Origin of the sequence: Pseudoxanthomonas sp. SE1 (genome assembly GCF_029542205.1) — a bacterium.
GTDB lineage: Bacteria > Pseudomonadota > Gammaproteobacteria > Xanthomonadales > Xanthomonadaceae > Pseudoxanthomonas_A.
Genome location: NZ_CP113783.1, coordinates 3894048 through 3906572, shown reverse-complemented (window position 1 = coordinate 3906572; position 12525 = coordinate 3894048). Strand labels below are relative to the sequence as shown.

11 protein-coding genes and 2 tRNA genes are annotated in these 12525 nt (G+C 67.1%); 6 read left to right on the top strand and 7 right to left on the bottom strand.

The genetic code is table 11. The features are described from left to right. Window positions 1-368 precede the first annotated feature (368 nt). The 4 genes from OY559_RS18370 to OY559_RS18355 all read left to right on the top strand — a co-directional run bounded on the left by OY559_RS18370 (window position 369) and on the right by OY559_RS18355 (window position 4382). Window positions 369-1103, top strand: coding sequence for an SDR family oxidoreductase (locus OY559_RS18370; protein ID WP_277727725.1), 735 nt, complete (start codon window positions 369-371; stop codon window positions 1101-1103). A 101-nt stretch (window positions 1104-1204) separates the two neighbouring features. Beyond that, window positions 1205-2239, top strand: coding sequence for an aldo/keto reductase (locus OY559_RS18365; protein ID WP_277727723.1), 1035 nt, complete (start codon window positions 1205-1207; stop codon window positions 2237-2239). Between the two features lie 195 nt (window positions 2240-2434). After that, on the top strand, window positions 2435-3715 hold the full coding sequence (locus OY559_RS18360; protein ID WP_277727721.1) for a Xaa-Pro dipeptidase: 1281 nt from the start codon (window positions 2435-2437) through the stop codon (window positions 3713-3715). A 10-nt stretch (window positions 3716-3725) separates the two neighbouring features. After that, window positions 3726-4382 carry a DsbA family oxidoreductase gene (locus tag OY559_RS18355; protein ID WP_277727718.1) on the top strand — a complete coding sequence of 219 codons (657 nt, stop codon included), beginning with the start codon at window positions 3726-3728 and terminating at the stop codon, window positions 4380-4382. A gap of 25 nt (window positions 4383-4407) precedes the next feature. On the opposite strand, the gene OY559_RS18350 is transcribed toward OY559_RS18355, so the two are convergent. The 3 genes from OY559_RS18350 to OY559_RS18340 form a co-directional block, all read right to left on the bottom strand. Then, a complete protein-coding gene (locus OY559_RS18350; RefSeq protein WP_277727716.1) occupies window positions 4408-4905 on the bottom strand; it encodes a DUF1579 domain-containing protein in 498 nt (165 codons plus the stop codon). Window positions 4906-4998: 93 nt separating this feature from the next. After that, window positions 4999-5211 (bottom strand): hypothetical protein, encoded by a 213-nt coding sequence (locus OY559_RS18345; RefSeq protein WP_142126021.1) that lies wholly within the window; start codon window positions 5209-5211, stop codon window positions 4999-5001. A gap of 135 nt (window positions 5212-5346) precedes the next feature. Continuing rightward, window positions 5347-5991, bottom strand: coding sequence for an arylesterase (locus tag OY559_RS18340; protein WP_277727713.1), 645 nt, complete (start codon window positions 5989-5991; stop codon window positions 5347-5349). 88 nt (window positions 5992-6079) lie between these two features. Here OY559_RS18340 and OY559_RS18335 point away from each other — a divergent pair, with 88 nt between their 5' ends. Both OY559_RS18335 and OY559_RS18330 read left to right on the top strand, forming a co-directional pair. Next, window positions 6080-6802 (top strand): ABC transporter ATP-binding protein, encoded by a 723-nt coding sequence (locus OY559_RS18335; protein WP_277730059.1) that lies wholly within the window; start codon window positions 6080-6082, stop codon window positions 6800-6802. After that, window positions 6799-9300: an ABC transporter permease gene (locus OY559_RS18330; protein WP_277727710.1), complete on the top strand. Its 2502-nt coding sequence runs from the start codon at window positions 6799-6801 to the stop codon at window positions 9298-9300. The genes OY559_RS18335 and OY559_RS18330 overlap by 4 nt, the downstream gene beginning before the upstream one ends. Before the next feature lie 136 nt (window positions 9301-9436). Here the strand turns inward: OY559_RS18330 and OY559_RS18325 are convergent, their stop codons facing one another. From OY559_RS18325 to OY559_RS18310, 4 genes are all read right to left on the bottom strand, one after another. After that, window positions 9437-10660 (bottom strand): RtcB family protein, encoded by a 1224-nt coding sequence (locus OY559_RS18325; protein WP_277727708.1) that lies wholly within the window; start codon window positions 10658-10660, stop codon window positions 9437-9439. Between the two features lie 138 nt (window positions 10661-10798). Further along, a complete protein-coding gene (locus OY559_RS18320) occupies window positions 10799-11917 on the bottom strand; it encodes a slipin family protein (RefSeq protein ID WP_277727707.1) in 1119 nt (372 codons plus the stop codon). Between the two features lie 372 nt (window positions 11918-12289). After that, a tRNA-Asn gene (locus tag OY559_RS18315) sits at window positions 12290-12355 on the bottom strand. A gap of 2 nt (window positions 12356-12357) precedes the next feature. Beyond that, window positions 12358-12429 (bottom strand) — tRNA-OTHER (locus OY559_RS18310). Window positions 12430-12525 lie beyond the last annotated feature (96 nt).

The window sequence follows — 12525 nt, the reverse complement described above, 5'->3', positions numbered from 1 at the left end:
CGGGGCAGATTTGGGTGTCATTTCACGCGCCTGTCGGACTTCAAAACTAGCAGCTGGCTCGTTTCAAGGATGCGTCATTAGAGGCGGATGTTACGCGCTCCTCTAGCGCATTGACCTTTCCAGAAAATGGTTGTCTCTGTCGTGGACAATGCTCAACTTAGCACCTGTAACGTTTGCCATACCAAAGGTGGATGGCGTACGCCGGCAAACTATCACCGACTTTGCTAGTCAAAGACGGCCCTGGGTTCCAAGAATTGACCTTTGTCGCACCGGCTTTGATGTTGGGCCGACTACAAACTATGTCCTTCTGCCCACTGCGCCCCTTCCCGGCGAACCCCCGCGCCGGGCTTCCCCCAACGAGGTGTCCCATGTCCGGAATCGAAGGAAAAGTCATCGCCATCACCGGTGCCAGCAGCGGCATCGGCGAAGCCGCCGCACGTGAACTCGCGCGCCGTGGCGCCCGCGTCGTGCTCGGCGCGCGCCGTAACGGCAGGCTCGAACAGCTGGTCGCAGAGATAGAAGGGGCTGGCGGCACCGCCCGCCAGCGTGCGCTCGACGTCACCCGCCTGGACGACATGGAGGCGTTCGTCGAATTCGCCACGGCGGAATTCGGCCGCCTCGACGTGATCGTCAACAATGCCGGCGTCATGCCGCTGTCGCCGCTGGCCGCGCTGAAGATCGACGAATGGAACCAGATGATCGACGTCAACCTCCGCGGCGTGCTGCACGGCATCGCGGCGGCGCTGCCGGTGATGCAGACGCAGGGCGGCGGACAGATCATCAACATCGCCTCCACGGCAGGCCACCGCGTATGGCCCAGCGCCTCGGTTTACTGCGCCACCAAGCACGCCGTGATCGCGCTGTCCGAAGGCCTGCGACAGGAACACGACAACCTGCGCGTCACGGTGGTGTCGCCGGGCGTGACCACCAGCGAGCTGGCCGAAACCATCAGCGATCCCGGCATCAAGATGTGGATCGAGGACTTCCGCCAGGTCGCGATTCCCGCCGAAGCCATCGCACGCGCCATCGCCTACGCGGTGGAGCAGCCCGACGATGTGGACGTCAGCGAGATCATCGTGCGCCCGGCGGCCAGCCCCAACTGAGTTTTCGTCGGCAGGCAACGGAGTTTTCCACCGCCGGGGGTTGCCGCTGTCGCGGCGGGGGAGTGCAATGGCGCACTCCCCCGCTTCTGGAGCATCCGCTCATGGAATACCGTTACCTCGGCGCGTCCGGCTTCCGCGTGCCCGTCCTCTCCTTCGGCACCGGCACCTTCGGTGGCCAGGGTGCGTTGTTCAGTGCCTGGGGCAGCACCGACGTGGCCGAGGCGCGCCGACTGGTCGATGTATGCCTCGACGCGGGCCTGAACATGTTCGACAGCGCCGATGTCTATTCGAAGGGCGCTGCGGAGGAAATCCTTGGCGAGGCGATCAAGGGCAGGCCGCGTGATGCGCTGATCATTTCCACCAAGGCGACTTTCCGCTTCGGCGACGGTGAGAACCAGGTCGGTTCCTCGCGCCACCACCTGATCAACGCCGTCGACGCCGCACTCAAGCGCCTGGGCACCGACTACATCGACCTGTTCCAGCTGCACGGCTTCGATGCGCGTCCGCCGGTGGAAGAAGTGCTGTCCACGCTCGACACGCTGGTGAAGGCGGGCAAGATCCGCTACCTGGGCGTGTCCAATTTCTCCGGTTGGCACCTGATGAAATCGCTCGCCGCCGCCGACCGCCATGGCTGGTCGCGCTACGTGGCGCACCAGGCGTACTACTCGCTGGTCGGCCGCGACTACGAATGGGAGCTGATGCCGCTGGCCGCCGACCAGGGCGTCGGCGCCGTGGTGTGGAGTCCGCTGGGCTGGGGCCGCCTGACCGGCAAGATCCGCCGCGGCCAGCCGCTGCCCGAGAACAGCCGCCTGCAATCGCAGACGGCGAACGATGCCGGCCCGCAGGTGGACATGGAATATCTGTACGACGTGGTCGACGCACTGGACGAGGTCGCACAGGAAACCGGCCGGTCGATCCCGCAGGTTGCCTTGAACTGGCTGCTGCAGCGTCCCACCGTGAGCACCGTGGTGATCGGCGCGCGCAACGAGGAACAGCTGAAGCAGAATCTCGGCGCGGTCGGCTGGAACCTGACCACGGAGCAGGTAGCCAAGCTGGATGCGGCGAGCCAGCGCCCGAAGCCGTATCCGTACTGGCACCAGGCCGGCTTCGCCTACCGCAATCCCACGCCGGTCTGACTGCGGCATCGCGACATCCGGTGATCCCTGATCCCGGGATTCCTTGATCCTGTAGGAGCGCCCCATGGGCGCGATGCTTTCCGGGCAGTTGCACGAAGAGCATCGCGCCCATGGGGCGCTCCTACAGAAGACCGATCAGCGACGCCCCTTCCCGTCTTGCTAGAGTCACGCCTCTTTGCCCGTTACGGAGTTCCGATGCGCCTGCGTGCCCTTGCCGCCGTCCTGTCCATCGCCTGCGCACCCGCCTTGGCCGGCACCACCTACATCAAGGCCGGCCGCCTGCTCGATGTCGAATCCGGCCGCATGCTGACCGACCAGGCCATCGTCATCGAGGACACGCGCATCACCGCCATCGGCCCGGCCGCGAGCACGCCGGTGCCGGCCGGTGCGACGGTCCATGACCTGTCGACGAAAACCGTGCTGCCCGGCCTGATGGATGCGCATGTGCACCTGCACGGCGATGCCGACCTGCAGGGCTATCGCCGGCTGGCCATCTCGCTGCCCGCCGCTGCGATCAAGGGCGCCAAGAACGCGCGCACCACGCTGCTCGCCGGCTTCACCACCGTGCGCGTGCCCGGCTCGCCCGGCTACGCCGACGTGGCGCTGCGCGATGCGATCGCCAATGGTGAAGTGGAGGGCCCGCGCATCCTCGCTGGCGGCGTCGCGATCGGCATCACAGGCGGTCATTGCAGCGACAACAACCTGCTGCCGGCCGAATACAAGGCAGTGGGCGAGGGCGTCGCCGACGGACCGTGGGCCGTGCGGCAGAAGGTGCGGCAGGACGTGAAGTTCGGTGCCGATTTCATCAAGACCTGCTCCACCGGCGGCGTGCTGTCCAAGGGCACCGAAGTCGGTGCGCCGCAGTATTCGCTGGAAGAGCTGAAAGCACTCGTGGATGAAGCGCATGCGCTGGGCCGCAAGGTGGCTTCGCACGCGCACGGCGCCACCGGCATCCGCAACGCGCTGCTGGCCGGCGTGGATTCCATCGAGCACGCCAGCTTCATCGACGACGAGGGCATCGCACTGGCGAAGAAGAACGGCACCGTGCTGGTGATGGACATCTACAACACCGAGTACATCCTGGGCGAAGGCGAGAAGGCCGGCTTCCTCCCCGAATCGCTGGAGAAGGAACGCCGCGTGGGCGCCACCCAGCGCGAGAATTTCCGCAAGGCGCATCAGGCCGGGGCCATCATGGGTTTCGGTACCGACGGTGGCGTCTACCCGCATGGACTCAATGCGCGCCAGTTCTCGCGCATGGTGCAGTTCGGCATGACCCCGCTGCAGGCGATCCGCTCGGCCACGGTGGTCAATGCACGGCTGTTCGGTATCGACAAGGACGCCGGGGTGCTGAAGCCGGGCTACTACGCCGACCTGATCGCCGTGGATGGCGATCCGCTGCAGGAGGTGTCCGTGCTGGAGGACATCGGCTTCGTGATGAAGCAGGGTCGCGTGTACAAGAACACCGCGAGCGAGTGAGGCGCAGCGCATGTCCACGCCCGTGAAGATCGATTTCGTGTCCGACGTGGCCTGCCCCTGGTGCGCGGTTGGCCTGGCCGCGCTGGAGCGCGCCATGGCGAACATCGGCGGCGACCTGCAGGTGGACCTGCATTTCCAGCCGTTCGAACTGAATCCCGACATGGTGCCGGAAGGCGAATCCATCGCCGAGCACCTCGGCCGCAAGTACGGCCTCGGCGCGGAGCAGCTGGCGCAGAACGGCGAGGCGCTGCGCCAGCGCGGAGAGGCCCTGGGCTTCCGTTTCGACCTGCAGAAGCGCGACCGCATCTACAACACCTTCGACGCGCATCGCCTGCTGCACTGGGCGGGCGAACTCGGCGCCCCGCAGCAGCTTGCCCTCAAGCATGCGCTACTGGATGCGTATCACGGTGAAGGAAGAAACGTGTCCGACCGCGACACGCTGGCCGCCATCGCGGGATCCGCCGGACTGGATGGCGCGGCGGCGCGGCATATCCTCGACACGGATGCCTTCGCTGCACAGGTCCGCGAACGCGAACACTTCTATCAGCGGCAGGGCATCCGCGCGGTGCCGTCGGTGATCTTCAACGACCGCCACCTGGTGCAGGGCGGGCAACCGGTGGAGGTGTTCGAACAGGCGCTGCGCCAGCTGTCGGGCATCGCGGCCTGATCGTTTCCGCCCCTGCAACGGCCGGCTATCCGACGCGGGTGTAATGCGTTTCGACCGCCCGCATTTCCTCGCCCTGCGGGGTGATGTTGAACATGGTGATAAGCAGCGTGTCGGGGTCGGGTTGCTCCAGCGTCGTGCGCCAGCCCCAGCGTGGACCGCCTTGGCCGTCGCCGTAGCTGACGAGGACGTTGGGGTTGGGCTCGCTGCCGGCGCCGGTCGAGAACATGATGTTGGTGCCCGTCCCGAAACTCTCCACCCAGGCGGACTCCCAGTGGGCATCGTCCAGGTGGTAGCCGTACAGCACGATGCCTTCGATGGGCTCATCGTTGAAGCGGCTCTCGTACTCGTGCATCAGAAAGCGTCCGCCCAGTACGCTGCGGATGCGCCCGCGCTGCGGAGCCTCGCAGGCCAGTTCGTCCGGCGTGAACCACAGGCGGAAGCGGCCTTCCCACTCACCGGCCATCTGCGCCAGTTGCCGGTGCCGGCCTTGCGCCAGCGACTCTTCGAACGCGTGCTTGCCCATGGCGGTCTCTCCAGGTGTGTGCGGCGGATCATGCCATCCGCTGACGGAGGACGCACGGCAGCACGCGGCCTCCCGCGCACTCGCAACAGCGTTTCAGCCGTGGCGCGCCAACAGCACGGATTCGTTGCTGGGCATCTCGACCACCACGGCGGTCGGGATGCCGTGATGCTGATGCAGGGTGGCCGCGAGCAACTTGGCGTTCTCGCGCGCGTCGCCGAGGTTGTCGAACCAGTCCCGGCCGAACTGGCCTTCATACAGTTGCCAGCCGCTGGCATCGGCGGCGATGGTGAAAAGCAGGCGGGGCATTGCGTACTCCAGTCGACATGCCGGGCAGGGAACCGGCATGGGGACTGTGCGCGAATGTGCCAGTTATCACATTCGGCGGACTGCCCGCATCGGCGTAGGAAAATTCCTACCGCCGTGTAGGTGCAACGCCGGTCCTCAGCGCAGCAGCGGCTCCAGCGCGGTCCAGACGTGGTCGCGCAGTTTCGGCTGGGCGCTGGCGACGGGGTGCAGGTTGTCGGCCTGGTAGGCATTGCGGTCCAGTGCGATGGGCTGCAGCAGGAATGGCAGCAGCGCGGTGCGGTACTGCTTGGACAGCGCGCTGAAGTTCTGTTCGAAGCCGCGTGTGTAGTCCGGGCCGTAATTCGGCGGCATGCGCATGCCGACCAGCAGCACCTTCGCCTTGCTCGTCTGCGCGGCCTTGATCATCTTTTCCAGATTGGCGCGCGTCTGCGCCAGTGGCAGACCCCGCAACCCGTCGTTCGCGCCCAGCGCGATGACCACGACGGCGGGCTTGTGGCGTTGCAGTTCCGCCGCGATGCGCGCCGCCCCGCCCGCAGTGGTCTCGCCACTGATGCTGGCGTTGACGACACGCCAGCCCGGCTTCGTCTTGCCGATCCGGTCTGCGGTCAGCGACACCCATCCCTGCGACGGCGCCAGGCCGTATGCCGCCGAGAGCGAGTCGCCCATCACCAGCACGGTGCGCATGCTCTTCGCGGGCGCGGCCTGCGCACTCTGCGCTGCGGCGGGACGTGCAAATAATGCGACGAGCAGCAGCAGCGCCAAGCCCATGGCCCATTGCATGCGTACGCCGCTGGCCCCATACCTGTTCAAATTAAGAAACATTTAATCCGTGCTCCCGATGATCCACGAAATGACCGACGAGACGATCATGGCCGACGCCAGCAGACTCCCCACTGAAGCCCCCTCCATTGCGCGCCATGCCGTGCTCGACGTGCAGGGGTTGGGCAAGCATGTGCCGCTGCCCGACGGTGCCCTGACGATACTCGACGACATCGGCTTCCGCATCGAGCACGGCGACACCGTCGCCATCGTGGGGGCATCCGGCTCCGGCAAGAGCACGCTGTTGTCGCTGCTGGCCGGCCTGGACGTGCCCAGTGCGGGCACGGTGGTGCTGGACGGCGAACGCCTTTCGGACATGGACGAGGACGGCCGCGCCCGCGTGCGCGGCGAGAAGGTCGGCTTCGTCTTCCAAAGTTTCCAATTGCTGCCGTCGTTGACCGCGCTGGAGAACGTCATGCTGCCGCTGGAGTTGCGGGGCGATGCCGACGTGGAGGGTCCGGCGCGGCAGATCCTGGAGAAGGTCGGCCTCGGCCAGCGCCTGGGCCATTACCCGCGCCAGCTGTCCGGCGGCGAGCAGCAGCGCGTCGCGCTGGCGCGGGCGTTCGTCACCCGGCCATCGCTGCTGTTCGCCGATGAGCCCACCGGCAATCTCGACACCCATACCGGCCAGGCGATCATCGAACTGCTGTTCGCGCTGAATGCCGATGCCGGCACCACGCTGGTGCTGGTCACGCATGACGACCACCTGGCCGAGCGCTGCCAGCGCCTGCTCCGACTGGATGCCGGCCGCCTGCAGGATGCTGCCGCATGAGGACGTTGGCGCTGGCTTGGCGCCAGCTGCGCCGCGATCTTGTCGCGGGCGATGTCCGCATCCTGTTCGCCGCGCTGGTGCTCGCGGTGGTCGCGGTCACCGCCGTCGGCTTCGTCACCGATCGCGCCGAACGCGCGCTGGCGATCGAGGCGAACCGCCTGCTGGGCGGCGACGTCGTGGTGCGTGGCGACTCGGCGCCGACTGATGCATTGCGCGCACTGGCGGCGGCACCGGGCCTGCGCGTGACCGAGACGCAGGAACTGCAGAGCATGATCCGCGCGGGCGAATCGTTGTCGCTCGGCGACCTGCGCGCGCTGGGCGAAGGGTTCCCGTTGCGCGGCAATTTCCGCGTGGTCGATGGTAGCGGCGGCGCAGAGCGCGATGCCGCTGGCATCCCGGCGCCGGGCACGCTGTGGATCAGCCAGGCTGGTGCGGAAACGCTGGGCGCCAAGCCCGGCGACGAGATTGGCATCGGCACGCGCACGCTCAAACTCGCGGCACTGGTGACGCAGGAGCCGGATGCGGCGCTGGACTATTTCAACGTCGCCCCGAAGGTGTTCCTCAATCTCGCCGACCTGCCGTCCACCGGTCTGGTGCAGGAGGGCAGCCGCCTGCGCTATCGCCTGGTGGTCGCCGGCAACGCGGCCGCGGTCGAAACATTCACCGCGGCAGTGAAGCCGCAGCTCGCGCGCGGCCAGCGCATGGAGACCATCCAGGACGCGCGTCCGGAAGTACGCTCCGCATTGGACCGCGCCAGTCGCTTTCTGGGATTGGCTGCCTTGGTCTCCGTGGTGCTTGCCGCCGTCGCCGTCGCGATGGCCGCGCGTCGCCACAGCGAGCGCCATCTGTCCGGCACGGCGGTGATGCGCTGTCTGGGGGCGCAGCAGCGCACGCTGGTCGGCATCCATGTCGGTGAGCTTGTGTTGCTGGGCCTGGCGGCCTGCACGGTGGGCGTACTGATCGCCTTCGGCCTGCAATGGGGCATCGGCAGCTGGCTGCAGCAGTCGCTGAAGATCGACATTCCGCCGGCGGGCCTGATGCCGGCGCTGCAAGGTTATGGGGTGGGCATGATCGTACTGCTCGCCTTCGGCGCGCCGCCGGTGCTGGCGCTGCGTCGCGTGCCGGCATTGCGCGTGCTGCGTCGCGACCTGGACCGCACCGAGCCCAGCGCGTGGCTGGTCGCATTGACGGGCTTCGTTGGCCTGGGTGCGCTGCTGTGGTGGAAGGCGGGTTCGCCCACGCTGGGCACGGCGATGCTGGTCGGCATCGTCGGCACGCTCGCCGTGCTGGCGTTGCTGGCGTGGCTGCTGATCCTGCTGGTGCGCCGCGTGCGCTCGCGACTGCGCGGCAGCCTGCGCTACGGACTGGCGAATGTCAGCCGTCGCGCCGGCACCTCGATCGCGCAGGTCTCGGCCCTCGGCCTCGGGTTGATGGCGCTGCTGCTGCTGACCTTCGTACGCACCGACCTGCTCGATCGCTGGCAGCTGGCGCTGTCGGCCAATGCGCCGAACCGCTTCATCGTCAACGTGCAGCCGGACCAGGTCGATCCGGTGAAGAGCTTCATGCAGGCGCGTGGTCTGTCTGCGGTCGATCTGTACCCGATGATCCGTGGGCGCCTGGTGCAACTCAACGGCAAGCCCGCCAGCGGCGCCGATTATGAAGGCGCCGACGAGCGCGCACAGCGACGTGCCGAGCGCGAGTTCAACCTGTCGATGTCGGCGACGTTGCGCGACGACAACAAGGTCACCGCGGGCGAGTTCTGGAACGGACGCACGCCTTCGTCGCCGGAGCTGTCGGTGGAAGAAGGCTTCGCCGAAGACCTGGGCTGGAAGCTTGGCGACCAGGTCGCCTTCGATATCGCCGGCCAGCGCTTCGAGGGTCGCATCACCAGTCTGCGCAGCGTGGACTGGGAAAGCTTCCGGCCGAACTTCTTCGTGGTCGCCTCGCCGGGCGCACTGGATGGCTATTCGGCCAGCTACATCACCGCCGTCAGCGTGCCGTCGGGCGATGCCGCGTTCACGCGCGAGCTGGTCAACCAGTTCCCCAACCTGTCGGTGATCGACGTGGAGGCGGTGCTGAACCAGGTGCGCAGCACGGCCGAGCAGGTCTCGCAGGTGGTGCAGGTGGTGTTCTGGTTCTCGTTGGCGGCCGGCCTGCTGGTGCTGATGGCGGCCGTGAGCGCGAGCCAGGACGAACGCCTGCTGGAGGGCGGCGTGATGCGCGTGCTCGGCGGGAGTCGTCGCCAGCTGCGCCTGGCGCAGGCATCGGAGTTCGCCGCCATCGGCCTGCTGGCGGGACTGGTCGCGGCGATCGCCGCATCCGTGTTGTCGGGCGTCGTTGCCACGCAGGTGTTCGATCTGCCGTGGAAGGCGAACTGGCAGCTGGCCGCCATCGGTGGCGGGCTGGGCATGCTCGCGGCGCTCGGCGCCGGCCTGTTCGCCACGCGCAAGGTGCTGGATGCGCCGCCGTCGGTGACGTTGCGCGAGTTGCAAGGCTAACGCTGCGGTTGTTGTAGGAGCGCCCTCGGGCGCGATGCTCTTGCCCTCGCTGCGGGCCAAGGAAGAGCGTCGCGCCCGAGGGCGCTCCTACATAAAAGAAAGGGTGAGCCCAAGAAAAAAAGGGGCGAGCCGAAGCTCACCCCTTGATGCACACCACCTGGCGCAGCGTGTGGACCACCTCCACCAGGTCGGACTGCGCGGCCATGACCGCATCGATGTCCTTGTAGGCCGCCGGCGATTCGTCGATCACGCCGGCGTCCTTGCGGCATTCGACGTGCGCGGTGGCCTCGCGGTGCTGCGACAGCGTGATCTGCTGGCGCGCGGCGGTACGGCTCAGCACGCGGCCGGCCCCGTGGCTGCAGCTGTGGAAGCTGTCCGCGTTGCCCTTGCCGCGCACGATGAAGCTCTTCGCGCCCATGCTGCCGGGGATGATCCCCAGCTCACCGGCACGCGCACTCACCGCACCCTTGCGGGTGACCAGCAGGTCCACGCCGCCATGCGTTTCCTTCTGCACGTAGTTGTGGTGGCAGTTGACCGCCATCTTCTCCAACTGGAACTTCGGCAGGCGGTGACGCATCTCGGCCAGCACGCGCGACATCATGGCCTCGCGGTTCTCGCGCGCGTAGTCCTGCGCCCACGACACCGCTTCCACGTAGTCGTCGAACAGGGACTCGCCTTCCATGAAGAAGGCCAGGTCCTTGTCCGGCAGATGGAAGCCGAGCACGCGGTGCGCCAACTGCTCGCGTGCGCGCTCGATGAAGTACGTGCCGATCAGGTTGCCGGTACCGCGCGAACCGCTGTGCAGCATCACCCACACCGCGTCGGCCTCGTCCAGGCAGATCTCGATGAAGTGGTTGCCGCCGCCCAGCGTGCCGATCTGGCGGTCCAGCTTGTCGGTGCGGATCTTGCGGTGCTTCTGCTTGATCGCCTCCAGGCGCGGCTCCAGCCCCGACTGGGTGATGCGCGTGCGGATGCTGTCCGGCAGCTTCCAGTGCTCACCGCCGCGGCCGTTGCCCACCGGCACGCTGCGCTCGATGCTCGAACGCAGTTGCGCCAGGTTGTCAGGCAGGTCCTTCGCGCGCAGCGTGGTCCGCACCGCGGCCATGCCGCAGCCGATGTCCACGCCGACCGCCGCAGGAATGATGGCACCGCGCGTCGGAATGACCGAGCCCACGGTCGCGCCCTTGCCCAGGTGCACGTCGGGCATCACCGCGACCCACGGGCCGACGAAGGGAATCGCCGCGATGTTCCGCAGCTGCTCGTGGGCGCCCTGGTCCAGGGGCACGCCGCGCACCCAGCCCTTGATCGGCGTGGCGCTGCCCTCGGCGTGCAGCAGTTCGAAGTGTGTTTGCATGTTCATGTGATGTCCTTGGCCTTGTAGGAGCGCCCCATGGGCGCGATGCTCCTGCTTTCGCTTCTTCCATGAAAAGCATCGCGCCCATGGGGCGCTCCTACATGAAGCCCGGCGCGGCGGATCCGTCCACCACGCGGGGTCGTACTACTTCAACGTCACCAGTTGCTTCAGCACGCCATCCAGGCCGCCGAACACGGTGAGCTTGTCGATCTTCTCGGTGACCTTCTCCAGGGCCTCGAGCTCCTTCAGGCGCATCAGCACCGGCGACTCGTCGATCAGCTTCGCGGTGTTGAGCAGGGAACGCGTGGCGTTCGCCTCCTCGCGGCGGCGGATCACGTTGGCTTGCGCCGTCTTCTCCGCCTGCACCACCCCGTTGAGGATCTCCTTCATCTCGCCCGGCAGGATCACGTCCTTCACGCCCACGCCCAGCACCTCCACGCCGAGCCCGGTCAACTGGCCGCGCACGTACGCGAAGATGTCGGCATCCAGCGAAGCCTTGTCGCCCAGCAGTTCGTCCAGCGTCTTGGCGGAAACCGCCTTGCGCAGGCCGTACTGCAGCTCGCGGTAGACGAAGTCGCCGACCTTCGCGACCTTGGTGCGCGCGGCCACCACGTCGGTGACGCGGGTGCTGGCGGCCAGGTTCACGCGCAGGCTGACCTTGTCACGGGTCAGCAGCTCCTGGCCCGACACTTCGATCGTCTGCACGCGCAGATCCACGATGTCCACGACCACGTTCTTCTGGAAATTCCAGAAGGCGTAGCTGCCCGGGGCGAGCGTGCGCTCGAGCTTGCCGTCGATGAACACCAGGCCGGCGAACTCCGCCGGCACATCGGCCACCACCGCCAGCTTCGACAGCGCGCCCAGCTGGCGCAGGCGTCGCGCCACGGCGACGTCCACGTCCGGCGTGGCGAGCGACACCGTCTGCACCTCGACCTTCACCAGGCCGATCCAGTACAGGCGCCGCGTGCCGGGCGGCAGCACGTCTTCCAGCTTGCCGTTCTTCAGCACCAGGCCGACCTGGTCCACGCCGATGTCGGCGAGCACGAAGACCTCGCCCAGGCCTTCGCCCAGGCGCGCGATCAGCGCGTCGACGTCATGGCCGGCGTATTCCGGCGTAGCGATGTTGAACGTGCGTACCTCGATGCGACCCATCGGGTCGAACCAGCGGTACACGCCCGGCACGAGCAGCTGCTCGAACCGACGGTTGCGATACACCAGGCCGCGCTCGCCGTCACCGATCACGACCCTCTTGGTCCAGAACATGGCGTTGTTCTCCTTGTTGGCTCTGGTGGTTCGATCCGGGTTGCAACACCGTCGCGGCGGATCGAGTCCCGCGACGATGACGTGCCGTCCGCGACATGCGGATGGCGGAGAAGGGTGGAAACGCCCCTGGACGGAGACGGTGCGGGCGGCCGGCGCTGTTGGCGGAAGCATCGTGGCGCTGAGGCGATCCGCAGATCGCATCAAAGGCCGCGCGCATCCGCGTCGAGGGCGCGGTGCCGGCACCATCCTCGCTGCGACATGCCGTCTTCCTGCAATCCATCGCGGGAGAACGTCGCGCCACACGGGGCGTTTCCTGGGTGGGACTTGCGTCCCGGTGTCATGACGTGAAAGGTCATGTGCCCTTGCAGGCGTTGGAGCGGGAATCGAACCCGCGACAGTCGGATTAACAGTCCGATGCTCTAACCATCTGAGCTATCCAGTGGTGGACGAACCGGATTTGAACCGGTGGCCAACGGCATGCGCCGCTGCTCTCCCAAGCTGAGCTATCGTCCGCTCGAGGAACACCGCCTCCCACGCTTCGGCATACGCCACGGCAGCGCCGCGCGCACCGGACGGGATACAAACCCGTACCGCTGTAGCGTGTTTGA